Origin of the sequence: Microcystis ichthyoblabe FBCC-A1114 (assembly GCF_050500245.1) — a bacterium.
Classification (GTDB): Bacteria; Cyanobacteriota; Cyanobacteriia; order Cyanobacteriales; family Microcystaceae; genus Microcystis; species Microcystis ichthyoblabe_A.
This window is the reverse complement of sequence record NZ_CP191408.1, coordinates 1,204,012-1,228,446: the sequence shown is the minus strand read 5'-3', so window position 1 is coordinate 1,228,446 and position 24,435 is coordinate 1,204,012. Positions and strand designations below refer to the sequence as shown.

At 43.5% G+C, this 24,435-nt stretch carries 25 protein-coding genes; 16 read left to right on the top strand and 9 right to left on the bottom strand.

The features are described from left to right. Positions 1-122 precede the first annotated feature (122 nt). The gene (locus ACQY1Y_RS05945; RefSeq protein WP_271935201.1) at positions 123-917 is read left to right on the top strand and encodes a CPBP family intramembrane glutamic endopeptidase; all 795 of its coding nucleotides are present in this window, start codon (positions 123-125) and stop codon (positions 915-917) included. Here the strand turns inward: ACQY1Y_RS05945 and ACQY1Y_RS05940 are convergent. Continuing rightward, positions 900-1,697: a Tab2 family RNA-binding protein gene (locus tag ACQY1Y_RS05940; protein ID WP_430014172.1), complete on the bottom strand. Its 798-nt coding sequence runs from the start codon at positions 1,695-1,697 to the stop codon at positions 900-902. The two genes, ACQY1Y_RS05945 and ACQY1Y_RS05940, sit on opposite strands and share 18 nt — an antisense overlap. 150 nt (positions 1,698-1,847) lie before the next feature. On the opposite strand from ACQY1Y_RS05940, the gene rimM reads away from it, so the two are divergent. The 5 genes from rimM to ACQY1Y_RS05915 all read left to right on the top strand — a co-directional run bounded on the left by rimM (position 1,848) and on the right by ACQY1Y_RS05915 (position 7,441). Beyond that, on the top strand, positions 1,848-2,426 hold the full coding sequence (rimM, locus tag ACQY1Y_RS05935; protein ID WP_430014171.1) for a ribosome maturation factor RimM: 579 nt from the start codon (positions 1,848-1,850) through the stop codon (positions 2,424-2,426). A gap of 505 nt (positions 2,427-2,931) precedes the next feature. After that, positions 2,932-3,543, top strand: coding sequence for a transposase (locus tag ACQY1Y_RS05930; protein WP_130756784.1), 612 nt, complete (start codon positions 2,932-2,934; stop codon positions 3,541-3,543). A gap of 169 nt (positions 3,544-3,712) precedes the next feature. Further along, complete coding sequence (locus ACQY1Y_RS05925) at positions 3,713-4,474, top strand: PilN domain-containing protein (protein ID WP_430014170.1); 762 nt, start codon at positions 3,713-3,715, stop codon at positions 4,472-4,474. After that, complete coding sequence (locus ACQY1Y_RS05920; protein WP_002750499.1) at positions 4,471-5,262, top strand: hypothetical protein; 792 nt, start codon at positions 4,471-4,473, stop codon at positions 5,260-5,262. Before ACQY1Y_RS05925 ends, ACQY1Y_RS05920 begins: the two co-directional genes overlap by 4 nt. A 73-nt stretch (positions 5,263-5,335) precedes the next feature. After that, positions 5,336-7,441: a secretin N-terminal domain-containing protein gene (locus tag ACQY1Y_RS05915; protein WP_430014169.1), complete on the top strand. Its 2,106-nt coding sequence runs from the start codon at positions 5,336-5,338 to the stop codon at positions 7,439-7,441. Positions 7,442-7,768: 327 nt separating this feature from the next. Here the strand turns inward: ACQY1Y_RS05915 and ACQY1Y_RS05910 are convergent, their stop codons facing one another. The 3 genes from ACQY1Y_RS05910 to ACQY1Y_RS05900 form a co-directional block, all read right to left on the bottom strand. Next, positions 7,769-8,815: a S66 peptidase family protein gene (locus ACQY1Y_RS05910; protein WP_430014168.1), complete on the bottom strand. Its 1,047-nt coding sequence runs from the start codon at positions 8,813-8,815 to the stop codon at positions 7,769-7,771. A gap of 194 nt (positions 8,816-9,009) precedes the next feature. Continuing rightward, on the bottom strand, positions 9,010-9,261 hold the full coding sequence (locus ACQY1Y_RS05905) for a hemolysin XhlA family protein (RefSeq protein WP_287233006.1): 252 nt from the start codon (positions 9,259-9,261) through the stop codon (positions 9,010-9,012). A gap of 42 nt (positions 9,262-9,303) precedes the next feature. After that, positions 9,304-9,771 (bottom strand): CBS domain-containing protein, encoded by a 468-nt coding sequence (locus ACQY1Y_RS05900; protein WP_002750505.1) that lies wholly within the window; start codon positions 9,769-9,771, stop codon positions 9,304-9,306. 161 nt (positions 9,772-9,932) lie between these two features. Between ACQY1Y_RS05900 and ACQY1Y_RS05895 the strand changes: the two genes are divergently transcribed. Next, entirely contained in the window at positions 9,933-10,499 is a 567-nt protein-coding gene (locus tag ACQY1Y_RS05895) for a Uma2 family endonuclease (protein WP_002746445.1), read from the top strand. A 71-nt stretch (positions 10,500-10,570) separates the two neighbouring features. After that, positions 10,571-11,419 carry a carboxylating nicotinate-nucleotide diphosphorylase gene (gene nadC / locus ACQY1Y_RS05890; RefSeq protein ID WP_002750509.1) on the top strand — a complete coding sequence of 283 codons (849 nt, stop codon included), beginning with the start codon at positions 10,571-10,573 and terminating at the stop codon, positions 11,417-11,419. Between the two features lie 40 nt (positions 11,420-11,459). Here the strand turns inward: nadC and ACQY1Y_RS05885 are convergent, their stop codons facing one another. Then, positions 11,460-12,257 (bottom strand): SAM hydrolase/SAM-dependent halogenase family protein, encoded by a 798-nt coding sequence (locus ACQY1Y_RS05885; RefSeq protein WP_002750510.1) that lies wholly within the window; start codon positions 12,255-12,257, stop codon positions 11,460-11,462. Between the two features lie 134 nt (positions 12,258-12,391). Between ACQY1Y_RS05885 and pirA the strand changes: the two genes are divergently transcribed. The 7 genes from pirA to ACQY1Y_RS05850 all read left to right on the top strand — a co-directional run bounded on the left by pirA (position 12,392) and on the right by ACQY1Y_RS05850 (position 19,976). Beyond that, positions 12,392-12,553 (top strand): arginine synthesis PII-interacting regulator PirA, encoded by a 162-nt coding sequence (gene pirA / locus ACQY1Y_RS05880; protein WP_002733724.1) that lies wholly within the window; start codon positions 12,392-12,394, stop codon positions 12,551-12,553. A 149-nt stretch (positions 12,554-12,702) separates the two neighbouring features. Further along, positions 12,703-12,867, top strand: coding sequence for a hypothetical protein (locus ACQY1Y_RS05875; RefSeq protein WP_002732944.1), 165 nt, complete (start codon positions 12,703-12,705; stop codon positions 12,865-12,867). Further along, on the top strand, positions 12,860-13,315 hold the full coding sequence (locus ACQY1Y_RS05870) for a GNAT family N-acetyltransferase (protein ID WP_002750513.1): 456 nt from the start codon (positions 12,860-12,862) through the stop codon (positions 13,313-13,315). Before ACQY1Y_RS05875 ends, ACQY1Y_RS05870 begins: the two co-directional genes overlap by 8 nt. Before the next feature lie 256 nt (positions 13,316-13,571). Next, positions 13,572-15,620: a PP2C family protein-serine/threonine phosphatase gene (locus ACQY1Y_RS05865; protein WP_430014167.1), complete on the top strand. Its 2,049-nt coding sequence runs from the start codon at positions 13,572-13,574 to the stop codon at positions 15,618-15,620. Between the two features lie 124 nt (positions 15,621-15,744). Beyond that, positions 15,745-16,794, top strand: coding sequence for a hypothetical protein (locus tag ACQY1Y_RS05860; RefSeq protein ID WP_002734161.1), 1,050 nt, complete (start codon positions 15,745-15,747; stop codon positions 16,792-16,794). Positions 16,795-16,935: 141 nt separating this feature from the next. After that, positions 16,936-18,534 (top strand): SpoIID/LytB domain-containing protein, encoded by a 1,599-nt coding sequence (locus ACQY1Y_RS05855; protein ID WP_430014166.1) that lies wholly within the window; start codon positions 16,936-16,938, stop codon positions 18,532-18,534. A gap of 233 nt (positions 18,535-18,767) precedes the next feature. After that, complete coding sequence (locus ACQY1Y_RS05850) at positions 18,768-19,976, top strand: RNA-guided endonuclease InsQ/TnpB family protein (protein ID WP_430014648.1); 1,209 nt, start codon at positions 18,768-18,770, stop codon at positions 19,974-19,976. 11 nt (positions 19,977-19,987) lie between these two features. On the opposite strand, the gene ACQY1Y_RS05845 is transcribed toward ACQY1Y_RS05850, so the two are convergent. The 4 genes from ACQY1Y_RS05845 to ACQY1Y_RS05830 all read right to left on the bottom strand — a co-directional run bounded on the left by ACQY1Y_RS05845 (position 19,988) and on the right by ACQY1Y_RS05830 (position 23,580). Continuing rightward, positions 19,988-20,677, bottom strand: coding sequence for a potassium channel family protein (locus ACQY1Y_RS05845; RefSeq protein ID WP_002750520.1), 690 nt, complete (start codon positions 20,675-20,677; stop codon positions 19,988-19,990). An 85-nt stretch (positions 20,678-20,762) separates the two neighbouring features. After that, complete coding sequence (locus tag ACQY1Y_RS05840; protein WP_069474968.1) at positions 20,763-22,097, bottom strand: TrkH family potassium uptake protein; 1,335 nt, start codon at positions 22,095-22,097, stop codon at positions 20,763-20,765. A gap of 9 nt (positions 22,098-22,106) precedes the next feature. Next, complete coding sequence (locus ACQY1Y_RS05835) at positions 22,107-23,255, bottom strand: glycosyltransferase family 4 protein (protein ID WP_002734292.1); 1,149 nt, start codon at positions 23,253-23,255, stop codon at positions 22,107-22,109. Positions 23,256-23,424: 169 nt separating this feature from the next. After that, positions 23,425-23,580 (bottom strand): DUF2256 domain-containing protein, encoded by a 156-nt coding sequence (locus ACQY1Y_RS05830; RefSeq protein WP_002765473.1) that lies wholly within the window; start codon positions 23,578-23,580, stop codon positions 23,425-23,427. Between the two features lie 36 nt (positions 23,581-23,616). On the opposite strand from ACQY1Y_RS05830, the gene ACQY1Y_RS05825 reads away from it, so the two are divergent. Next, positions 23,617-24,417 (top strand): RNA methyltransferase, encoded by an 801-nt coding sequence (locus ACQY1Y_RS05825; RefSeq protein ID WP_430014165.1) that lies wholly within the window; start codon positions 23,617-23,619, stop codon positions 24,415-24,417. Positions 24,418-24,435: the final 18 nt, after the last annotated feature.

Here is a 24,435-nt window from a genome sequence, read left to right as displayed (position 1 = left end):
ATGCCTAGGGGGTTTGTTTTATGGGTGTTAGGAGACAGGAGACTCCGAGTTAGTATTCAGGAGATTATTTTTGTTTATTCTTCCCACACCCCACACCCCACTTCTCTGACACCTAATTGACAATGAACATGGCTGCCTTAATAAAAATTATTATTTTCCTGTTAGCCTGGTTAATTCTCTGGCTGCCGATTGCCATTAGTTTAGGGAGTCGTTTGGGATGGCAACCGCTGCAAGGGACAAAACCTGACCAGAAATTGCCCCTGGTGGCCTCTCTTTACGCCTTGGCTCCCTTAGTTATCTGGGGATTATTCAAGATAGAGGGGAGCAGCCTCCATAATTACGGATTAATTTGGTCATTTTCCCTATTTATCTCCCTAACCAAAGGATTAATCTTGGCAGTGGTGGGATTAGGGATAATTTTTTTTCTGGAGGGGATTTTGGCCTGGGTACATTGGCAGCCCAAAAACCTAACTCGTGCTTTTGCCTTGAGTTTACCCCTGTTGATAGTGGCTCTCTGGGTGGGTATTACCGAGGAATTAATCTTTAGGGGCATCTTTTTGAGCCAATTAAGCCAAGAATACGGTTTTTGGGTGGCGGGAGCCATTTCTAGCCTAATTTTTGCCCTGCTGCACTTGCTTTGGGAACGTCAGCAAACGCTGCCGCAACTACCCGGTTTATTTCTGATGGGGATGGTTCTGGTCTGGGCGCGGGCGATCGATCATGGTAGTTTAGGATTAGCTTGGGGACTTCATAGCGGTTGGGTGTGGGGATTAGCTTTGCTAGACAGTGCCGAATTGATGTCTTACAGCGATTCTGGGTTAGTTTGGGTTAAAGGTATCTATAACCAACCTTTAGCGGGTTTAGCGGGTATTCTTTGCCTCTTGGGGACAGCTTGGGGGTTAAACCTGCTTCAGTAACCAAAAGCCGGTAAAAGTGCGACCAGAATCATCCGGTTGTATGAGAAGAAAGTGTAAACCTTGGCTTTCCTCTTTGGTTGCCTGATGAACATTGGCTGCCAGGGCCACTTCTTCATCTTCGTAGGTCAGAAAAATCCAACGCTCATTTAGACCCGATTCCAAGACTAAACCGCCCGATCGCCCCGTTTCTGTGGGAATATGATCGATAAATACCGGGTTAATTTCCTCTAACCAACGAGCGATCGCCAGAGATTTTTTACCACCGGTAATAACCACACCGGGGATCATGAGAGTGGAGGCTAAACCCAATTTTAAAGGAGAAAAGGCCTCTGGTAGGGAAAGAATCGGTATTCTGCGATCGCCAAAAAAGTTAACTAAATCAACGGCGGGAAAACGAGCAAAACGCCACTCTTGACCTAAAAATTGGTCGGGTAGGGGTTGCGGTGGAGGAGAGTCGATATTGATGGGGATTTGCCGTAATTCTAGCTGTTTTTTCAGAGCGTTAACGTGACGGGTTAACTCGATTTTGATCTGTAAATTCTGACCAGCAAGGAGAAATAAATTGGCGCATTGGGGGCGAAAAACTTGGATAATTTCTGGGGGGGAGACTTGACAAGCTTGCTCTAACTGTTGGGTTAACCAGTCGCTATTAGCTTGGGATTGGGGACAGGAATTTTCATAGATAAGATGACCGAGAGGATCGGAAATTAACAATTGCCAGACTGTGCCAAGAGGGGAAGAAGATGAAGATTTATAAAAATCCGCTTGCCAAATAGTCATAATTCAGTCAAAAGCCACCAGTAAAAAGTCAAAAAATGGTCAGGAGTAGAGGTCAACTAAAAATTTTACCTTACCAAGACTTTAAAAATCTAGGAGCGAGACAAAAAAGGCTATATACTAGGGAAAGCTATAGCAAAACATATCGAGACAATGGAAGAAAATTGGCTAGAAATTGGGACAATAGTAGCACCCCAGGGACTGGAGGGAGAATTGCGAGTTTTATCGGTATCAGATTTTCCCGAACGTTTTCAGAAGCGAGGTATTAGGGGAATACAAGGGACCCAAGGGGGAGAAATCCGAGAAATTACGCTGCTCAGGGGACGTGAGCTACCGGGCAAAAATGTTTATGTTATCAAGTTAGAGGGGGTTGAAAATCGGGAACAGGCCGAAGCTTTGCGCGGATATAAATTATGGGCGAATAAACTGGAAAAACCTCGCCTAAAAGCGGATGAATATCATGTTAGTGAGCTAGTAAACTTGGAGGTTTATCATCACCTGACAGGAGAAAAAATCGGGGTTGTAGTAGATATTTTGTGGGCGGGTAATGACATTTTAGCAGTGCAACTAGAAGCAAATCTCGCCTCTGTCAAGAAAAAAAGCCCTTCCTCCGACTCAAAAGCCACGGCCCTGGTTCCCTTTGTCAAAGAAATTGTTCCACTGGTGGATCTGAAAGCGGCACGCATCGAGATTGCGCCACCACCGGGGTTATTAGAGATCAATTGGTCATAGACTTATTACTGAACTTCCCCCATACATATCTACTATAATAGCCGAAAACCTTTATCCATCAATGGATACACCCATTAACTTTTCTTGATGGAGCCATGTAATTTGTAACATTTATTAATGGACAAGAATTCTCTCCATTTGCTAGAATAGAGGTCATGTATATAGAAAAAGTTCCTAATCGTAATTACCCTCCCGCTGTTCTTCGACCAGATTCCTATCAAGAAGGAGATCAAGTCAAAAAAAGAACCCTGGCCAACGGCTCGACTGAGCTCACCGAACACCCTCTCAAAATTACCCGATGATATTATCGACAATAGATATCTTCAAAAATTATAACCCAATCACAGCTTGCTTTTAGCTTGTGTACTAACTGACTATTTATATGGCTGAAATGTATATCTATCGTTGCTAATTCAATTGCACTGAAAAAATATGAGACAATTAAAATCATTTTTACTTGGTTAGATTCCTTAACTAGAAAAACTTTTAGTATTAAGATAATATTATGGATAGGTCTGATCTGAAACTGGCTCTCAAAGGGGCAAGACTGTCAATGAGTGAAGACATTACCGCTCATTTTAAAGTGATTAGAAGTCTTCGTTTGTGCTATCATTTAGATGACTTAAGTTTTCGTTCCACTAAAGTTAAAGCCAAAACCTGTAAATGCCATCATAACACCTGTAACCGACTAAGATTAAGAATTAGAAACCTAGTTGATGAACTACATCACAAAGTAGCTAGATTCTTAGTAGAAAACTTCGATGGGATTTTATTGCCGACATTTGAAGTATCAGAAATGGTCTTAAGGTCTGGAAGAAAAATCCAATCAAAGTCTGTTAGACAGATGTTAACTTGGTCACAGTATCAGTTTAAAATATTCTTAAGATCTAAGGCATTTGAGTACGGAAAAACCGTTATAAATTGTTGTGAAGCTTATAGGTCAAAGACAGGTAGCCGGACTGGTGAATTAATCGATAATTTGGGTGGAAAAAAAGTAATTAAATCAGAAATTGATGGGCGACAAATGGACAGGTATCCTAAGGGAGTACGGGGGTTCTTCCTTCTTGCTCTGGTAGATACACCCTCGTTCAAAGACTCTTTGAGCGTGCATTGTTAACCCATTAACAGAAATGTTAAGCTGTTCCTAATTCAAATTGCTTGTTGAAACGAGGCAAGAGGCAAAAGTAAAGGGATTGGGGGAAATTCGGCTAATCCAAGAATAAGCGATTAAAATACGTCTTAGCTTAATCAATGTTAGCAAAAAAGTATCGGTATAAACAGAAATTATGTATAGTCTTGACGTTAATTTTCTTAAAGATCGCCATCTTAGCCAAACAGCCTCTAACTTCGAGGTTTCCACCGTTATTGACCGAAGTAAACAAATACCCCTGTTCATCGGTGTGGGAGTTGGGGCCGGATTATTGGCACTGATGGGATTACTCGGTTTAGCCGTCGGTTGGAAAACTGGCGAAGCTCAGGCCAAAATTCAGCAATTGGACGGGGAATTAGGTCAAGTACAAGTCCAAAGTAAAAAACTAGAAGACATCAGAGGGGAACTAAAGGCGGTAGAAGCAGAAAATCAAGCTCTGGTGGGTGTATTCAATCAGATTAGTTCTTGGTCAGCCATTCTCCAAGAAATTCGCCAACAAACTCCTCCTAGGGTGCAGTTAAATAGTGTGCAACAGGTGGAGGTTCCCGCGAACCCCAATCAAGGGCAACCCAATTCGGCTACGCGCTTAAAAATCAGTGGTTTTGCCAGTAATTACGAAGCAGTCAATGATTATCTCTTAACTCTACAAGCTTCTCCTTTTTTGCAGGGTAAGCAAACGGTGATCGAAAGTGCTGCCCTGGCCGATTTACCCGTAGAGGTGGACAATCAGTATAAAAATATTAATATTACTTTCCCCCAAGTGGTTCAATTTGTGATCACCGCCCAATTAAGTGATACTCCCACCACTCAACAACTGCCCAATCTGGTCAGGAATGGAGCGATCGGAGTTATCACTAGGATTAATACTCTCAAAAGCCAAGGAGCGATTCAACCATGACCTTTAACGAAGAATTTGAGAAGCTGAAATTAGAGGAATTTCAGGAGTATCCTATCGCTTTCGGGATAAATTTTACTCCCCGTAATAGTGGCATCGCTGCCGCTATGCTAGGTTTACTTGGCTCTCTCTATCTGCTTTTTAACTGGGTGATGCCCGCTTATGATACCTTGCAGCAACTGCAAACCGATGCCGCCGACAAACAACAACTGCTAGATCAACAAAAAAGCCGTCTCGAATTTTCAGAATTCCAAAAAATCGAGAGTCAGTTACAACAACAAAAAGCTATGAAACAGCAAATACTCTCGCTTTTTGCTAGAGAAAGGGACTTAAGCACTATTCTCTTAGATGTTAGTAATATCTTTAAGTCTGGCGATGTTAAGCTGGTTAGTTTTCAACCCCAAGGACTAGAACCGGTGGTAGTCTCCGATGGTTCCCTTGGTAGTGAGGTTAATAATAAGCTCAAACGTCAAACTTTTAACGTCAAGATTCAAGGAAACTATGTTAACACTCAAGAGGTTATTCGGGATTTAGAAAGATTACAGCCGCTCATTTTGCTCAACAGTCTCAATACCCAGATGGAAAAGCAAGGATCGACGTTTAAAGTAGTTAGTACTGGCAACAATAAGGCCACTATCGTTCCCCAAGGTGATCGACCCGTGACCACGACTTTTCTTCTCGATGTAATTATTCCTCTCAGTGCCGCCGAATTAGCCAAGTTAGCACCACCCCCACCTCCTGAAGGTCAACCCCCCGCCGAAGGTCAACCCTCCGCCAGTCCGCGCCAATAATAGTCTTCAATCCGGTGTGAGTATTGCGTTTTTTGTCCGTTGAATCCCGTAATCGTTGAGGAGTGAAGTTAAAGTGAATCCGTCCCGTTATGCTCTGTTTATCCCCCCAATTGCCTCGTTTTTATTGATGGCTCCCCTGAGCGTCTTGGCCGAAACCGCCATTTCCTTCCATGGTTCAGAGTTAAAATCTGCTACATCAAAAATTGAATTTTCGCAAGAGTTTAGTCAAGAAACTTTACAAAAATCGCTAAATCAGCTTGTCCCTTCCAGCGCGGCCGTAGAAAAGGAAATCAGCGATCGCATTTTAGACAGTGAAAAACTACTTGCCCAAAGTGCGCCCCTTGTCCCCAATCCGGAAATTATCATTCAAGGCATACCTCAAGCCCCCGGCGCTCCCACCCTACCCCGGGCCGTCGCCCCACCAGTGGGAGATATTGCCATCTCTAATATCGATGCTAGTGCCGAAAAGATCAAATTTGATCGCAATATCACCGTACCTCGTGTTTTACTGCGGGAAGCTTCCGCTAGAGAAGTGTTAATGACCCTTGCTAACATTGCCGGTTATAACGTCGTTTTCACCAGCGCCCAGGGGGAAGCTAACGCCACTTCTCAGACAGTTTCCTTGGAATTTACTAACGAATCGGTGGAAAACATTTTTAACGCCGTGTTGTTAGTTTCTGGACTCCAGGCCAACCGTCAGGGTAAGACCATCTTTGTCGGGGCGCAATTACCCCAGGGCGCTCGTAATCTGATTAGCCGCACCCTGCGCCTCAACCAAGTTAAAGCCGTCGCCGCCGCCACTTTCCTCGCCACCCAAGGGGCAGAATACCAGCGTTTAGTTACCCAAACCGAGGATATCGTCGATCCCCTCACCCAACGGGTCGTCGGTCGCCGGGATGTTCCTCCCACCCTAGAGCCACTGAAACCCCAAAACACAGAAGGCTCAAAAGCTGCCCTACTTTTAACTGGTTTAAGAATTGCCGCCGACGAGCGCCTTAATTCTATCAATTTAATCGGCGAACCCCGACAAGTCCAGATCGCCACCTCCTTATTAACCCAACTGGATGCCCGTCGCCGTCAGGTGGTGGTTAACGTCAAAGTTATCGATGTCAATCTGCTCAATACGGACGAATTTCGCAGTAGTTTTTCCTTCGGGTTTAACGATGGTTTCTTCGTTCAAGATGGAGGGGCGGCAGTGCTGAACTTTGGTAATATGAACCCACCCGGTAGTGAGACTGTAGGCAGACCGGGGGCTTTTGCACAGCCTGTTGTGCCGATTTTCGATATCATATCGGGGAGTACAAACGCGGACCAGGAAATAGCACCTTTTTTTGATGTTCAGAATGGCGCTTCCTTTGGCCGTGTTAACCAGGGACCGAATGACTTTGTAGGTGGCACAACACCCTATGCTCGTCCCAGTTTTGGTCGCACTGTTAACCCCTTCCAACCCGGTTTGAGTGATGTTAATATTGACCCAGAGACGGGAATAATAGAGTATGAATACGAACCCCCGACCCTATTTCAATATCCCCAAAGATTCCTGATGACCCTGCAAGCCTCAATTCAGACAGGAAATGCCAAGATTCTCACCGATCCCTCGCTGGTGGTGCAGGAAGGTCAACAGGCCACCGTGAAGCTGACCCAGAAAGTGCTGGTCAGTGTTGAAACAACAATTGATACCAATAGCAATGGCAATGTGAGAACTACAACTCCTGTGTTTGGTGATGCTGGACTGACCTTAACCGTCGATGTGAATCAAATTGATGATAATGGTTACATCAGTTTAAATGTTGCGCCTACAATTGCCCAACCAGGTCCCCAGATTCCATTTAATAGCGGTGGGGCGACAATCAACCAATTGACTCCTTTGATTACCCGGGAATTATTATCGGGTTTAATTCGTCTCCGGGATGGACAGAGTTTAATTCTTTCCGGGATTATACAAGAGCGCCAACAAAGTTCTGAGACAAAAGTGCCGATTTTAGGGGATATTCCTATTTTAGGGGCTTTATTCCGCAGTCGTACCAATCAGAATAGTCGCTCGGAGGTGATTATTCTCCTCACTCCCAAAATCATCGAAGATACGGCCACCTCTACCCTCGGTATCAACTATCAACCGGGCCAAGATGCGGCGGAAGTGTTGCAGCGTCAAGGTTTCCCCGTACAACCACGACAGTGATCAGCTTTTTTCAGTAATCAGTAATCAGCTTCTGAAGCTTTTGCCTCTTGCATGAGTGCCTCTCCTGATAACTAGCCTATACTCAAAGGGGCTCTCCCAGGTTTGGTGGGTAAAATGTATTCTAAGATACAGTCTTGCGGGCGAGGGAGTGGAAGGAACCACTCCAGACACAGAGGACACAAAGATCGATCGCGACTATATAAGTTGAACTTATCACACAAAGTCGAGAAGAGCCAAGGATTTAGTCTAATAATAAGATGGAGCCGAATTCGCCAGTCTAAATATTCCTTTATCAGTTAAAAAAGCGAATAGCAACAGTCACCTATTTTAGGGTTTACTAACCGCCGATTCTAACATAGTGATTGTTCCCCGATTAGCATCAAATTCTACTGCAATACCGATGGGAATAGTTTCAATAATTTCTAAATGTCCGATAGTTAATCCTAGACAAGCGGGAATTTTTAAGGGTTGGATATATTCTCTGATTACTTCTTCTAAAGTTAAGGAACCATACTCACTATTGGCACTACAATTGCTACATTGACCGAAGATAAATCCAACTAAATTATCGAAAATTCCCGCTAATTTTAATTGATTTAACAGTCGATCAATTTCATAAACATCTTCACCAATATCTTCCAAAAATAGGATAGCTCCGGTAAAATCTGGTAGATAGGGAGAGCCAACTATTGAGGCTAAAGTGGTTAAATTACCGCCGATTAATTGACCTTTTGCCTGACCTTTAGTAATAGTTTGAATGCGGTTTTTTACCTGCATTAAACGATTAGCATCATCGGGATCGGGAAGATTTCTAAAAGTTAACTTTTCCCCAGAAAATAAAACCTGTCGAAAGCTTTCAGTTTGAGCGGTGCGCCAACTAGAAAAGGCATTGGGAGCATGGAAAGTAACTAAACCAGTTTTGGCATAAATAGCCAATAATAAGGAAGTTATATCACTAAAACCACAGATGATTTTCGGATGACGACGAATTAAATCGTAGTCGAGATAAGGTAATAAACGAGTGCTACCCCAACCGCCGCGAATTGGTAAAATTAGGGCAATATTATCATCAGCAAAAAATTGATTTATATCCGACGCTCGCTCCCTATCTTTACCAGCTAAATAACCATAACGATTTAAAGCGTGTTGACCAACTTTTGGGACTAATTTTAAAGCTTTAACTGCCTCGATAACTATGTTCAAATCATCTTCTTTGAAAGTTGCCCCCGCCGGACTAATAATACCCACTCCGTTGCCCGGTTGTAGATGTGGCGGTTTAATTAGAGGAAAATTACTGCTAAAAACTTTTCTAGGAATTAGGGCAAAACTAAGAGCAGTTAGGGCAGTAGTAGTGAGAAATTGACGGCGCTTCATCCTGATAGTTGTTAGAGAAATGGCTCTCTTGGATTTGGTGGGTAAAATGTATTCTAAGATACATTGCTCCTAGCAAGGGGGTGAAACGAACCACAAAGACACAAAGGACACAAAGATCGATCTATCCTACTATGTAAGTTAAACTTATCACACAGAACCTAGAAGAGCCGAGAAATTGCAAGGGAAGCAAGAATTTAGGGATTACTGCTCAGAAAAAAATTTTTCACAATTACCCCGGCTAAGAGGACAATTAATGCCCAAACCTGATATTTTTGGTTTCCTTCTAATGAGTTTAGTCGATTTTCTATTCCCTCAACTTTTCCCGTTAACACCGCTTGTCCTACCTTTAAATCCCTCACATCTTTTTGTAACGAATCGATTTTTCCCTCAATCCGCATCAAGATAGTTTCTAGGGAATAAGTAACCGTTTCCTGAGATTGATTCATTTGTTCAAGACTTTTTAGTTAATTGTTGCCCTAGAAAAGCCATTATGCTTCCGATTTTGCCATATCGCGAATGATATCGCCGCGAGTGACAATACCAATTACTTTGTGGGTTTCTTCCTCAATCACCGGTAAACGACGCACATGACGATCATACATTAACGAGGCCGCTTCTTTCAAAGGGCGATCAGCCGTGATACTAATAGGTTTATCGGTCATTACTTCCCCCACGGTTTGACCGAGAGCTTTATGGAGTAATTTCTCGTGACGGCTAGGATTTTGTAGATAGATGACGCTATCGAGGAGCATAATGTAAGGAGGAGCTTCTACTCCCGTTTCCTGCCACATAAGGTCAGTTTCGGAGATAACCCCAATCAGTCGTATATTGTCATCCACCACGGGTAAACCACTAAACCGCTTTTCGGCCAAAATCTTCACTGCTTCAGACAGAGAAGTGTTAGCGGTGACGGTGATGGGATTGGGAGTCATGATATCGGCAACTGTTTTCGTCATCTTAGCGACCTGCGACAATAATGCTTTCTCTCTCTATCTTATCATTAGGGTAATCAGTCGCCGCTTAATTATGACTATTCTTCAATCTTTGGCTGAGAAAATGGTATAACATAAAAAGGAAATGGGATATTAATTTAGTTAGTTGACAAGGAAAAAGAAAAATGATCGCTCAACCTCAATACCCAGAAAGAATGACCCCGGAAGAGTATCTAGAATGGGAAGCTACACAGGAATTGCGCCATGAATACATTGATGGGGAAATTATCGCCATGACTGGGGGTAGTCTGCCCCATAATGATATTACCTTGAATTTTTACACTGCTTTAAGACTTCATCTCCGTCCGCGAGGCTGTCGAGTCAATGTATCTGATGCGAAAGTCCAAGCTAATAATAGTCGTTATTTTTATCCCGATTTGGTGATTAGTTGCGATTTTAGGGATAGACAATCTCGTAATTTTATTCAACATCCACAAGTGATTATTGAAGTGCTTTCCCCTAGCACAGGAAACTATGATCGCACTAAAAAGTTACAATATTATCGTCAGATTCCTAGTTTACAAGAATACGTTTTAGTCGATCCTGAATCGATCAGTGTTGAGGTTTATCGTCGCGGTGAAGATAAAATTTGGTTTTACTGCGCTTATAGTCAAGGGGAAGAAATTATTCTATCTAGTCTCGATTTTCACTGTGCGATCGAGTTAATCTATGAAGGGATAAGTTTCGATTAAAGAAAGTTTACAAACAGGTCAAACCTTCCTAGAATTAAAATAAATACGTCCCGATTGTTTCGATAAATTCTATGTTACCGCCCCTATTAGTTCTTGATCCCTTGTTAGAAAACTGGTTACGAGAAGATCTCGGTAGAGGCGATCGCACCACCCAAGCAATTTTCTTCGGTCATGCTAAAATCGGTCAAGCTAGTTGGATTGCCAAGGAAGCGGGAGTTATTGCCGGTTTACCCGTAGCTGAAAGAGTTTTTCAACTGCTTAACCCCACTATTCACTTTACCCCCACCGTTGCCGAGGGGGAATTCTGCCCCAAATCTAAAGTTATTGCCGAGATAGAGGGTTCCTTCGATGCGCTGTTAATCGGGGAAAGAGTCGCTTTAAATCTTGCCATGCGCTTGAGTGGGATTGCTAGTGAAACTCGCAAATATGTGGAGAAAATTGCCGATTTATCGACAAGATTGGTGGATACTCGCAAAACTACCCCCGGATTGCGAATTTTAGAAAAATATGCCTCCGGTATCGGTGGCGCTATTAACCATCGTTTGGGGTTAGATGATGCAATTATGATTAAAGATAATCATATTCAAGCAGCCGGCAGCATTGAGGAAGCAGTGCTTCGTGTACGGCAAAATATGCCCTATCCTCTCACAATTGAGGTGGAAACCAGTCAATTAGAAGAAGTGAATCAAGCTCTGCAGCAGCAGGTAGAGATCATTATGTTAGATAATATGGATTTAGAGATGATGCAAACTGCTGTGGAGATGATCCGCAATTTTAATAGTAAAACCAAAATAGAAGCATCGGGAAATATTACCCTCGATCGCATTCGCAACGTGGCCGAAACAGGAGTAGATTATATTTCCACTAGCGCCCCAGTTACCCGTTCTACTTGGTTAGATATTAGTATGAAAATTGATTAAAAGGCTATATCAGTTATCAGTTATCAGTTATCAGTTTTGATCACTGACTCCTATCTATTCTAACCTCGATCGCATCGCCAATATTTAAGTGTAATTGCTTTTGGGCGCTGCCACTATTGACGGCAATTTCTAACCCCCCGTGACTACCGATAAAAGCGACTATTTCCCCCGAAGGAACATCACTATAGGTGTTTTTTGTGGGGATAATTTTTGGACCCAACTGCACTGACCAATTTTTTCCCTCTAGGAGATAATCGGGAATATTACTGATTAAATTGCCGAAAATGTCAATATATTGGATTTGTCCCCTCATTTTATCTTCCTCGATTTGCGGAACAGCGATCGCTAACTGTTGCAAGCTATCGGGATCAATAATCTCACCTAATATTTCTAGGGGTACTCCCTGGGCCAAATAAGCGGCCACAGCAGCAAAAATATCACGACCGTGAAAAGTAGTGCTAGGGTTAGGGGTGCGCCAATAGGAAGAATTATTGAGATTAACGGCAGATATAGCGGGAGATTGGCTTAAAATGCCACTAAATAAACCATTATCTGGCCCGACTAAATAACCACCAGCAAAACGAATCCCTACCCCGCGTCTTTTGCTTCCCACCCCCGGATCTATAACTGCCAGATGAATAGTGCCTTGGGGAAAATATTGATAGGCATTCAGGAGGATAAAACGACCAGCGTAGAGGTCTTGGGGCGAAATTTGATGATTCAGATCGATCGTGCGAGCATGGGGGGCAATTCCTGCGATTACTCCCTTGATAATGCCCACATAACCGTCCTGTAGTCCAAAATCGCTAGTAAGGGTTATTAGTGCCTGTTCCTTCATTGACTTGTCCCTAGGTTGGCCAACGGCTTTAATAAATCTTAATGGGAAATTCAGTAGCTAAAGATACATTTTACCAAGGAGAATGTTATGATTTAGATATAAGGTAAGTTAAGTCGCTCAAAAGTCTGTCCATCATGAACAAAAATCGTCAGCAAGTCCTAACACAGGCCACCGTCGCTCATAGAGAAACACTCCGCAGAAATTTGCAACACCGACTGGAAGTAGCTAGAGCGCAGGGAAATGAAGCTTTAGTGCGTCAATTAGAAGCAGAGGCGGCCTATTTGCACCTTCGTTAGATTTAATCGGTGTTTAGTCATAGTCTAGTTGTCGGTTTGTAGTGATCGGTATGCCGATCACTTTTTTTGGGCGAATTTTTTTTAATTGCTGATATCCTAACTGGCAATCCCTAAAATAGAAGGAACAGCAGTTTAGAGATCAAATAATTATGGCTTTTTTCCGACAATATATCGCCCCGCTCCTGACTATCTTAGTGTTTTTAGTGGCTCTGGTTGCCACTGGCATCCGGATTTTTTTGCCGGCAGATTTAGCGGCACCCGCTCCGATCGAGCCATCCCTGGGCATAATTTTCTCTTATCCTTGGCATGGCTAACCTTCCCGAAGATTATCGGCTGCGACTGGGCAAAATGGGCGATCGCTATCTACTCATTAATTTTCTCACCCGCAGCTATCAAGAATTTTTTCCCGAACAAAAAAACCTCTCCCATCTAGCTGATACAGTCAGACAGTTTTTTGGCCTTGATACTCCCCTGTGGATCGTCGAAGGACAACAAACGGCGATCGCTTGTCTCTGGATGGGGAGCGCCGTCGATCAGGTGACAGGCGATCGCTATGGTCATATTTTCCTAATTTACGTCGATCCCCAGCATCGTCGCCAAGGTATCGCCAGCGCACTAATCGATCGAGCTAAGGATTGGGCAAAAAGTCGCGGACAAACCCGCATCGGTTTACAGGTCTTCATCAATAACGACAATGCTCTCAATCTCTACCAAAATCTCGGCTTTCAAACTCGCTCTTTGCTGATGTGGAAAAATATTTAGAAACTTTTAGGAGCTGGTCGTCAGGAGACAGGATTCAGGAGACAGGAGACAGGAGATTATTTTATTTATTCTCCCCACACCCCACACCCCACACCCTGGCCCTAGGAAAAACTTTTTGCCGCAAACCCTAATTATTGTCGATCAAGCGACAAAGGTTAAAATTTGGGAAACACTGCAATACACTGGCAGTCAACGTGGTAAAAACACGCTATTTTAGTAACCTATACTAATCGCGCTTTAGGAGTAAGCAGTTTTCATGGACTCCCTGACAACCCTCCAATGTCAAAACCTAACTTGTCTATCCTCGAACGCTCTCACTAATAGATTCTGTGAAAAATGCGGTACTCCTTTAGTTAAGCGCTATTTATGGATGATGGGTGATTGGGTGAGAACCTATTATCGTGTTGGTGAGCTAATTGATAATCGTTATTTGGTCAAACAACCACAAATTGTTCTTGATACTAAACCCGCTCAAGCACCCCAAGCACCGGAAGAACCTCCTAGCTGGCTCTCCCTCTACCTAAAATTGTTACCATTTCATCTCCATATTCCCCAAGTCTATGGCTATATTCCCAGTCCCGACGAACGCTTAGAAATGGACATCTGGCTGTTAGAATACGGCACTATTCCCCTCGATGAAACCGGAGAATTAATTTATCCACAACTATTGCCCACTCTGGACGAGGTTTGGTCGCAAGCTTCCGATTTAAGACAAATTCACTGGTTATGGCAAATGGCCAAACTCTGGCATCCCCTCCAGAAAAAAGCTGTGGTTTCTAGTCTGCTTAACCCTTTTCTGACGAGAGTGAATAATCAGCTGCTGCAATTGCTAGAATTAAGCAAAGACGAGGCTGCCGCTCCCAATTTCAAAGATTTAGGGGCCTTCTGGTCCAGTCTGATCCCGACGGCAGCCGCTAATATTCAAGATTTTCTCGCATCCCTAACCCAAGAACTAGAATCCGGTGATCTCGATCGCCCAGAATCCCTGATCGCTATTCTCGATTATGCCCTACAGCACTACGGTGCAGGTCAAGAGCGCAGCTATGAGATTTTCACCTGCACCGATACCGGTCCGATGCGGGAACACAACGAGGATGGCTGTTATCCCCCAGCTAATCAGGCCATAACCCTGTCTAATGGTCAAAATCCCCTGGCGATTGTCTGTGATGGCATCGGCGGTCAGGAAGGGGGCGAAATCGCTTCTCAATTGGCGATCGAAACCCTGCCTAGGGAAATTAATCCCAGTCCCACCACTGATATGGAAGTCTATCCCGATAGTTACAGTCTTGTCCTCGAACAGGCGATTCGTGTCACCAATGATCTGATCAGTCAACGCAACGATCAGGAGTCAAGACAAGACCGCCGGCGCATGGGTACGACTCTAGTTATGGCCTTTGGCCATGCTCAGGAAATGTACGTTGCCCATGTGGGGGATTCCCGTATCTATTGGATTACCCCCCAGGGTTGTCATCAAGTGACGGTAGATGATGATCTCGCTTCTAGGGAAGTGAAATTAGGCTATCTCCTCTATCGTGATGCCATACAGTATCCCAACGCGGGGGCCTTGGTGCAAGCTTTGGGCATGAGTAGCGCCACTAATCTCCATCCCACTGTTCAGAGGTTGATTGTTGATCAAGATTGTGTTTTTCTCCTCTGTTCCGATGGTTTAAGTGATTATGATCGGGTAGAACAATACTGGGACAGTGAAATTCTGCCTCTTTTGCGAGGAGAGAAAACCGTGACGGCCGTGGGGGAAAGTTTATTACAACTAGCTAACCAGAAAAACGGTCACGATAACTCCACCATCGCCCTAGTTTATTGTCGGGTAGTTCCTGCGGCTGAAACTGTCAGGCCTTTAATTTATGCTGAGGCCAAAGAACGAATTATTCCCCATCTTAATGACCAAGATTTTGATCACAACGGGGACACCGACCCCGGAGAAGAAGTGGTGACGGCAATACCCACTCCCTCCCCTGCATCTTCTTCGGTTTCTAGTCGTACTTTTCCCCCCGCGCTCACTAGCGTTTCACCCCCGATGGCAGCGATCGCTATCGGTGTTCTCGGTTTGCTGGCTGCGATCGCTTGGCAATTCTTGGGTCGTCATCCCGCTCCCAATCCATCGATTTCTCCCGCACCCGTCACCAGTCCCACGACCGGGACGACACCTCCCGCACCTGTCACCAGTCCGAGTCCCACGACCGGGACGACACCTTCCGCACCCGTCACCAGTCCGAGTCCCACGACCGGGACGACACCTTCCGCACCCGTCACCAGTCCGAGTCCCCCCAATGCTTCCCCTAACTAGGGTTTGCGGCAAAAAGTTGTTCGTGGGAACAGGGTGTGGGGTTTTACCTGAAGATTAATCGGCTTGTCGGGGGTTGCCTGAGCGAGTTAAGATAAAATGCCTGATTAACTGCCGAGTCTATCCTATGGTTGATGCTGCGACGTTCTCCTCCGACACCTCCGCGATCATTGATGCCTTTGAAACGCCTCTAGAGTTTAACTTTCAACTGCCGGATCCCGAAGATGAAACTATCCAAGATCATGACTTTCAGCAGCAACTGGATTCTTTTTGGAAAGTTTGCGATCGCTTTGATTTGCAAACAGAAATCTGGCGGGGGCGAATTTTGCGAGCTATTCGCGACCGGGAGAAGCAAGGCGGTGATAGTCGCGGTACGGGCTTTTTAAACTGGTTAAAACAGCGAGAAATCACTAAAAGTCAAGCTTATGCTCTGATTCAATTGGCTAATAGTGCCGATACTCTCCTAGCAGAAGGACAACTGGATCCCGATAGTATCAATAATTTTAGTAAACGCGCCTTCGTAGAAACGGCCAAATCTGCCCCCGAAATTCAAAAATTAGTCAGTGATGCGGCCCGACAAGGGGAGAGAATTACTCGTCGGGAGGTGAAACAATTGGCCGATGAATGGACGGCGATGAGTTCAGACTTACTACCCGATGAAGTGAAGGAAAAAGCCAGCGATGGCAGTTTACCGGCGCGTCATCTCGCTCCCCTAGTGAAAGAATTAGAAAAGTTACCCGATACTCATATCGACACTCTCCGTCAAGAAATCGCCGCTAATCCCGATGTGGACACGGTAAAATTAATCACCTCGGAAGCACGCAGTTTAGCTAAATATCTCGACGCGGCGGCCCAAGTACAAACTCTCCGACGGGGTAATTTAGATATTGAAATGGCTCTAGAAGAAGCTTTGCGCGTCGATTGTCTAAATACGGCGGCGGATCTGGTTAAACAAGCCACACAATTAGAGCAGGCTGTGGCTAAACTTTATACTACTTGGAAACGTTTGGGTAGTTTGTCCGATCGCCTCTATGTGGATACGGGAGCAAGTAATCCCCATCTGCGATCGATGTTAACCTGTTTAGAAAGTTTAACCAGTGAAGTGATCGAAGTAGAACTGGATGAGGGTGGGCAAAAAACGGTACGTTTACGCATTATCAGCGATGGGGGAAGTTAGGTGCTTTGTTGAGTATTGGGGTTTTAGGGTTTTAGCTGAAATTCCCCATTTCCCCATTTCCCCATTTCCCCAACGGCTTGCTGCTATAATCTCTGAATATCCTCAAATTTTATGAAAACTTATTAACAGATACTTGACTTTATGCTAAAAATCAAGGAAAAAAAACCAATAATTAGCATCGGTTCCATAACTGCGGCGATCTTGCTCAGTTTAACCCTAATTCCTGCCGCTATGGCCAAGGATGTACTTCTGAGAGTGGGCATTGTCCAACGTTTTGGCGATGAAGCCAAGGAAAAATTAACCCTGAGTAGTAGCAGTGGTGATAATCTCACCCTGCGCGTGGTAGGAGAAGATGGCCAATCCCAAACCCTGCAAACCAATCGCCTACAATTAGAAGTTATTCCCCGTCCCCTTGCTTCTCCCATCCTCCAAGAAAAAGTCATTTTAAGCGACCACGCCACCTTTGAAACCGCCGAAAATAGCGCCAAAAACTGGGCAAAAATGGGCATTAAAGTGGAAATCACCCAACCCGGACGCTGGCAGGTTTGGGCAAAGCGAGAAGTTTATGAAAATCCCCTAGTGCGACATTGGTTGCTGACCAGTTTGCAAGCCAAAGGCTACAATCAACCCTATATTAATAGTGTTTTACTCAAAGAAAAGCCGCAAGTTTCTTTCCAAATCAACGGGGTGCGCTATTTTCCCAAAGAATTGGAAATCGAGAGCCAAAAAAACCTGATTCAAGTCAGCCATAGCCCCGATCAGGTACGTTTGTACGGTGGGACTATGCGCCTACAGCCCAACGCCTACGGCACTTTTACCCTAGTTAATAACGTTCCCCTTGAAACCTACCTGCGTGGGGTTGTCCCCCACGAAATCGGTCATGATGCCCCAGAAAGTGCCACCCAAGCGCAAACTATTATCGCCCGTACCTACGCCCTCCGCAATCTCCGCCGTTTTCAAGCCGATAATTACGAACTCTGTGCCGATACCCATTGTCAAGTTTATTATGGATTGACGGGAACTAATCCCCGGGCTGATCAAGCGATCGCAGCTACCCAAGGACTGGTTTTAACCTACCAAAATGAGTTAGTGGATGCCCTTTATTCCTCCACCACCGGCGGAATAACTGCCCTCTTTAGTGATGTGTGGGATGGGGAAGAAAGACCTTATCTCCGGGCAGTGGTGGACTCCCCTAATCGAGTTTGGGATCTCTCGAAACAATCCCTCGCTAATGAGACAACTTTTCGCCAGTTTATTAATCTTAAAGATGGTTTTAATGAGACGGGACGACGGGTTTTTCGCTGGCAAAAACAAGCTTCTTTAGCTGATTTGAGTCAAGACCTAGAAACCTATTTAACACGGCGAAAACATCCCCTGGCCGACTTCCAGAAAATCCAATGGATGGAAGTGACTAAACGCTCTCCTTCCGGTCGGATTCTGACTATGACCATTCAAACCGATAAGGGGATTTTGGAACTGCATAAAAATGAGGTGCGTAGTGCCTTAGGACCGCCTCGCAGTACCCTATTCTACATCGATCCTATCTACGATACCAATCGACAGATCCAGGGTTATAACTTTATTGGTGGCGGTTTCGGCCACGGGGTAGGATTAAGTCAATTTGGTTCCTATAATTTAGCCCGTTTGGGTTGGTCTCCTGAACAAATTCTCGCTTTCTATTATCCCGGTACCACCATCCAACCTCTCAATAATTCGATTATCTTTTGGCGAGGAAATTAATCAGTTATCAGTTATCAGTTTCTGAAGGCAATAGGCAATAGGCAAGAGAAAGGCTCTGACAATTCTCCTACCTAAAAAGAGGATTAGAAACTAAGTAAATCAAATGTTTGACTAAAATTTACCGAAATTTTGGGTTAAAGCCCCGTCCTTTTAGGACGGCTTTTTAAACTATATCTTGTTAACTTAACTTTTATTGTGCTATACTGATTTTGTCTAAGTCCCCCCTGCGTAAAATGTTTGTCTTAGAGTTTAAAGTTAAAGCTAAAACTCAACAGTATCAAGCCATAGACGATGCTATTCGTACTGCTCAATTCATCCGTAACAAATGTGTAAGGTTATGGATGGATACAAAAGGTACGGGTAAGAACGATTTATACCGATATTCTAAAGAATTAGCTCAGGACTTTAAATTTGCCGATGAACTTAATTCAACTGCTAGACAGGCAAGTGCTGAACGTGCTTGGAGTTCAATTAGTCGTTTTTACGACAACTGTAAACGTAAAGTATCAGGCAAAAAGGGGTATCCTCAATTTAAAAAATCTCGCTCTGTTGAATACAAACAATCAGGATGGAAGCTTCTTAGCCCTAAAACTGTTAAATTCACTGACAAGAAAAACATTGGTGTTCTTAAGTTGGTAGGAACTTGGGATTTAGGGTACTTTCAAGAATCCGATATTAAACGGGTTAGGTTGATTCGGAGAGCGGACGGTTATTATTGTCAATTTGTCCTTTCTTGTGACGTTAAAGAAGATGTTAAACCATCAGGTAAGTGTATTGGCTTAGATGTAGGTTTGGCTTCTTTCTATACAGATAACAATGGCAACAAGGTTGATAATCCTCAATTCTTGAGAAAGTCCGAGAAACGATTAAAACGACTTCAAAGGCGATTATCTAAAAAGAAAAAGGGAAGTAAAAATCGTCAAAAAGCTAGACAAAGATTAGCTAAAGCTCACCTTAAAGTAAATAGGCAACGTCAAGACTTTGCTGTGAAATTAGCAAGGTGCGTAGTTCACTCTAGCGATGTGATAGCCTACGAGGATTTAAGAGTTAAGAACTTAGTCAAGAATCATTGTCTAGCTAAATCGATAAATGATGCGGCCTGGTATCAGTTTCGGGAATGGATAGAGTATTTTGGGGTTAAATTCGGCAAGATAACGATTGCTGTCTCACCGAATTATACAAGCCAAAACTGTTCAAACTGTGGTGAAACTGTCAAAAAATCTTTATCGACTAGAACCCATCAGTGCAAATGTGGATGTGTTTTGGATAGGGATGAAAACGCCGCAATCAACATCCTTAAAAGGGGACTAAGTACGGCAGGGCGTGTCGGAACCTTTGGGCTCGATCCAATAAACGCTTGGGGAGAGAATACCTCTACTTTTTCAGAAGCAATTCTGTCTAAGCAAGTAATCTCTGTGAACCAAGAATCCCCGTCTCTTTAGAGCGGGGAGTGTCAAATCGGTAAACGCTGAATATCTCGGTTAGAACCAATCACCACCATGGCTAAATCCTTGTGTAATCTTTCTTGGGGATTGGGGTTAATCTTGAATTTTTCCGCATTACCGACAGCGACAATATTTAACCCATAACGATTACGAATTTCTAACTCTGCTAGGGTTTTACCGTGAAAAGCCTCCGGGACTTTTAACTCGACAATACTATGTTCGGGATCGAGATCAAATCGTTCTAAAATTGATGGTCTAGTTAAACGGTGCGCTAACTCACAACCGGCATCGTATTCGGGAAACACTACTAAATCTGCGCCAACTTTTTTGAGTAATTTTCCATGAATTTCTGTGGAGGCTTTAGCGGCGACAAAATTAACCCCTGCTTCCTTACAATTGAGAGTAGTAATGATACTTTCTTCCACGTATTTACCAATAGCGACAATCACCGTATCGGTCTCAAAAATTCCCGCTTCTCGCAGAGCGTTAGGTTTGGTAGAATCAAGTTCGATCGCATTATCTACTATTCGATCAGATAACGCTTGTGCTACTAATCCTTCGTCAATATCTGTCCCTACCACTTGATAACCTTGTTTGCGTAGGGTTTCACAAACGGCTCGCCCAAATCTGCCTAATCCGATGACGGCAAATTGGCGATTTTGGGGACGCATACTACTAAAAAATTTAATTGATTGCATAAGAAGTTAAACTGTTACGCATTTAAAATGCTAGTGTCAATGAGTGAGGAGACAAGAGAAACTGATAACTGATAACTGATATTAATTATCCCACTAAAAGGTTTTCTTCGGGGTAATTAATAACTGTTGGTTTCGGATCGCCGATAATGGCCGCTATTAAAAGTATAACTCCTACCCGTCCAAGATACATCATAAAAACGATAATTAACTTAGAAATCGGTGATAAAGCGGCGGTTATTCCCATAGATAAGCCGACAGTTCCAAAGGCAGAAACTACCTCGAAAAATAGTTGAATCATTTTAAAATCTGTCTCCACAAATGAGATAGCTAGGGTGGAGATAATAATCGCTATAACTGAACCAAAAACCACCGCCATTGACTTTAAAATTAACGGCATAGGAATGCGTCTTTGATAAAGAGTCACTTCTTCACGTCCCCGTAAAACCGAGCGGGTACAGTTATATAAAATCCTAAAAGTTGTGGTTTTAATACCTCCCCCTGTACCGCTAGGACTGGCTCCTATAAACATCAAAGCCATGGTAATTAATAAACCTTCTACGGAAATTTTACCAATATCAATGGTATTAAATCCTGCTGTTCTCGATGTTACCGATTGGAACCAAGCACCCAGCAATTTATCTTTCAGTGATAAATTAGCCAAAGTGTCACCATTTCCCTGTTCAGTAAGTAAAAAAGCCAAGGTTCCTATCACTAATAAAAATATAGTTGTGCTGATAGCAACTTTATAGTTAAGAGAAAAAACAAAGCCTTTTCGTTTATATTGAAAGCGGTAAATAAACCAAGTGTAAAACTCGATAATTACCTGATAACCGATACCTCCAAAAATGATCAGTCCTGTGATAGATAAGTTAATAATAATTGAAGAATGATAGGACATCAAGTTATCTTTAAACAAGCCAAAACCCGCATTATTCCAAGCACTAATACTATGAAATAAAGATAACCACACCGCATATCTAAAATCATACTTTTGGGCGAAGACAGTTAACATAACCAAAGTTGCTGTTAACTCAAAAACTAAAGTAGTAGCAATCACTGATTTCATTAAACTTTGACTACCTTGTAGGAAAGGTCGATCAAAAGATTCTTGAATTGCTAACTTCTGTCTCAGGTCAAATTTTCGCCCAATTAATAACATTAAAAAAGTGGTAGTGGTCATATATCCCAGTCCACCCACTTGAATTAATAAAGCGATAAATAATTGACCCCAAAAAGAAAAATAAGTACCCGTATCTACCACTGCTAAACCCGTGACACAGACAGCAGAAGTGGAGGTAAAGAGGGCAACAATTGGATCATTCCAAGTGCCGCTAGTGGTAGAAACAGGCAACATTAACAGGGAAGTTCCCGCTAAAATTACCGCCATAAATCCCAAGCAAATTGTCCGGGCAATCGTCATATAAATTCCTTAGTGAAAGTAGCTAAGAGAAGAATGTTTTTGGGCTAACACTTCTTGATAAACTAACTGTAAGCGATCGATATTTTTGCTAAGAGTGTAAGAGTCTAAAACTCTTTGACGGGCTTTTTGACCTAAAATTGTGGTTAATTCGGGATGATCTCGTAATACAGGCAAGAGAGTTTTTAATTGGGTAATTAGTCCTCTAGTATCTAGAACTATTCCCGCACCTTTTAACACTTCCCCATCGGCACCCACATCCGTAGCCAGACAAGCAACACCGCAGGCCATCGCTTCCAAGAGGGAAATCGATAAACCTTCCACTAATGAGGGTAAAATAAAGCAGTCAACCCCGCGCAGAATTTCAATTCGTTTATTTTCATCGCCGATAAAACCTAACCAGATAATACCATCTTCTTCCCCATAAAAAGGTTTAAGGGAAGGAGTCAACGGACCATCTCCAACAATGAGCAGTTTGCATCTATTCCCTAAATTGGTTTTTTTCCAGGCTTTCAATAAAGATTCTACATTTTTCTCCGGCATGATCCGACCGAGATAAATAAATAAACAATCGGCATTATATTGAGCTTTAATATTCGATAGTCCTGGACAATACTTATTAATATCAACCCCATTGGGAATAATTGCTAATTTTTCTTCGGGAACTCCCAATTTAACTAAAAAATCCCGTTGAGAGGTGGAAAAAATAATTACTTTATCGTAATTAGCTAAAAAAGGGGCGTGTAGTTGGTAGGTTAATAATTGGGTACTGGAGATGAGATTGCGAATTTTACTATCAAAAGCCGGGTGAAAAGTCGCCACCAGAGGCAAATCTAAAGACTCACAAATTTCTGGTAGTAGAAAATCAAGGGGAGACAGGGGTAAGGACGCATGAACTAGATCGGGTTTCAGTTCCCTGAGTTTATCCTGTAGAACCCGACTCGATTTCAGGGTGGGAATAGTATAGACTTGGGAACTATAGAGACGTGGCAGGGTGATTTCGTCGTAAAAGTCGGGCCAATCGCTTACGGTGGGTTTTTCGGAAGAAAAATGCAGAAAACTGACTTGATAATCTCGATCGAGCAGGGAATTAGTCACTTCTCGCCCATAGGTAACGTTACCGCAAAAAGGAGATTTTTTTCCTAACCAGGCAATGTGCATTGAGATTCTCTTAAGAAAAAGTTAATTTAGCCAAATATCAGCTTACTAAATTAGCCGTAAAATTAAAAGCGAATAGAGTACCTAAGCAAAATTAATTACCCATCTAAGTCCTCAGCTAAAAATTGCCTTTTGCAAGAGTGCCTATTTGATAGTTAAAATTCTCGGCTTTTTACTGATTCACCGAGGACTTGCGACGACGACAGCGTTCCGAACAGTATTTGACCTCATGCCAACAGTTTTGCCACTTTTTGCGCCAAGTAAAGGATAAACCGCAAACGGGACAAATTTTACTGGGAAGATCGGACTTCGAGGGCTGACGTGCCATGATTAAAATTAAAAAGTCAAAAACTGCGCCTTATCTATGAGTGTAGATGAAAATAATCCGAGTTCCCCACTCGATCGCCTGAGAATTATTTTAGTTGAACCAGCTGGAGCCTTAAATGTGGGTTCCACTGCCAGAATTATGCGGAATATGGGCTTAAGTCGCTTAATTATCGTCAATCCCGCCTGTCATATCCTTGCAGAAGAAGCGCGACGCATGGCAGTACACGGAATTGAAGTCCTAGAAAACTGTTCACAGGTAGCCACCCTGGGGGAAGCTTTGCAGGGTTGTCATCGCATCATTGCCACCACCTCGAAACCCCGTCACCTGAATACTCCCCTCGAAACACCCCGGACCGCCTTACCCTGGTTACTCACCCCTAACCTAGAATCGGCCCTAATTTTCGGGCCAGAAGACCGGGGTTTAAGTAACAGCGAACTGAACCACGCCCAGCGTTTTGTCGGTATTCCCGCTAATCCTCAATATTCCTCCCTTAATCTGGCCCAAGCGGTGGCGGTTTGCTCCTACGAACTGTACCAAATGGCGACGGAAAATAGGCTCGAACCCCCGTTAGAAATGCTCCCTAATGCCACTTTTGAGGCTCTAGAAGGCTATTATCAGCACTTAGAGAGCTTTTTGCTCAAAATTGGCTATCTTTACCCCCACACCGCCGCTGCTAGGATGGAGAAATTCCGGCAATTTTATCATCGGGCCCGGCCCACGGTGGAGGAATTAGCCCTGCTGCGGGGTATTATCGGTCATATTGAAAGTATCGGGCAACTTTTTCTCGGTCTTGATAGTCTCAAGGGCAAGAAAAAAAATTCTCCTAGCGACCGATAATAAATCTGGATACCCTTG

Coding starts and splice junctions, on each gene's coding strand:
- ACQY1Y_RS05945 (WP_271935201.1), top strand. CDS start 123: ATGAACATGGCTGCCTTAATAAAAATTATTATTTTCCTGTTAGCCTGG.
- ACQY1Y_RS05940 (WP_430014172.1), bottom strand. CDS start 1,697: ATGACTATTTGGCAAGCGGATTTTTATAAATCTTCATCTTCTTCCCCT.
- rimM (WP_430014171.1), top strand. CDS start 1,848: ATGGAAGAAAATTGGCTAGAAATTGGGACAATAGTAGCACCCCAGGGA.
- ACQY1Y_RS05930 (WP_130756784.1), top strand. CDS start 2,932: ATGGATAGGTCTGATCTGAAACTGGCTCTCAAAGGGGCAAGACTGTCA.
- ACQY1Y_RS05925 (WP_430014170.1), top strand. CDS start 3,713: ATGTATAGTCTTGACGTTAATTTTCTTAAAGATCGCCATCTTAGCCAA.
- ACQY1Y_RS05920 (WP_002750499.1), top strand. CDS start 4,471: ATGACCTTTAACGAAGAATTTGAGAAGCTGAAATTAGAGGAATTTCAG.
- ACQY1Y_RS05910 (WP_430014168.1), bottom strand. CDS start 8,815: ATGAAGCGCCGTCAATTTCTCACTACTACTGCCCTAACTGCTCTTAGT.
- ACQY1Y_RS05905 (WP_287233006.1), bottom strand. CDS start 9,261: ATGAATCAATCTCAGGAAACGGTTACTTATTCCCTAGAAACTATCTTG.
- ACQY1Y_RS05900 (WP_002750505.1), bottom strand. CDS start 9,771: ATGACGAAAACAGTTGCCGATATCATGACTCCCAATCCCATCACCGTC.
- ACQY1Y_RS05895 (WP_002746445.1), top strand. CDS start 9,933: ATGATCGCTCAACCTCAATACCCAGAAAGAATGACCCCGGAAGAGTAT.
- nadC (WP_002750509.1), top strand. CDS start 10,571: ATGTTACCGCCCCTATTAGTTCTTGATCCCTTGTTAGAAAACTGGTTA.
- ACQY1Y_RS05885 (WP_002750510.1), bottom strand. CDS start 12,257: ATGAAGGAACAGGCACTAATAACCCTTACTAGCGATTTTGGACTACAG.
- pirA (WP_002733724.1), top strand. CDS start 12,392: ATGAACAAAAATCGTCAGCAAGTCCTAACACAGGCCACCGTCGCTCAT.
- ACQY1Y_RS05875 (WP_002732944.1), top strand. CDS start 12,703: ATGGCTTTTTTCCGACAATATATCGCCCCGCTCCTGACTATCTTAGTG.
- ACQY1Y_RS05870 (WP_002750513.1), top strand. CDS start 12,860: ATGGCTAACCTTCCCGAAGATTATCGGCTGCGACTGGGCAAAATGGGC.
- ACQY1Y_RS05865 (WP_430014167.1), top strand. CDS start 13,572: ATGGACTCCCTGACAACCCTCCAATGTCAAAACCTAACTTGTCTATCC.
- ACQY1Y_RS05860 (WP_002734161.1), top strand. CDS start 15,745: ATGGTTGATGCTGCGACGTTCTCCTCCGACACCTCCGCGATCATTGAT.
- ACQY1Y_RS05855 (WP_430014166.1), top strand. CDS start 16,936: ATGCTAAAAATCAAGGAAAAAAAACCAATAATTAGCATCGGTTCCATA.
- ACQY1Y_RS05850 (WP_430014648.1), top strand. CDS start 18,768: ATGTTTGTCTTAGAGTTTAAAGTTAAAGCTAAAACTCAACAGTATCAA.
- ACQY1Y_RS05845 (WP_002750520.1), bottom strand. CDS start 20,677: ATGCAATCAATTAAATTTTTTAGTAGTATGCGTCCCCAAAATCGCCAA.
- ACQY1Y_RS05840 (WP_069474968.1), bottom strand. CDS start 22,097: ATGACGATTGCCCGGACAATTTGCTTGGGATTTATGGCGGTAATTTTA.
- ACQY1Y_RS05835 (WP_002734292.1), bottom strand. CDS start 23,255: ATGCACATTGCCTGGTTAGGAAAAAAATCTCCTTTTTGCGGTAACGTT.
- ACQY1Y_RS05830 (WP_002765473.1), bottom strand. CDS start 23,580: ATGGCACGTCAGCCCTCGAAGTCCGATCTTCCCAGTAAAATTTGTCCC.
- ACQY1Y_RS05825 (WP_430014165.1), top strand. CDS start 23,617: ATGAGTGTAGATGAAAATAATCCGAGTTCCCCACTCGATCGCCTGAGA.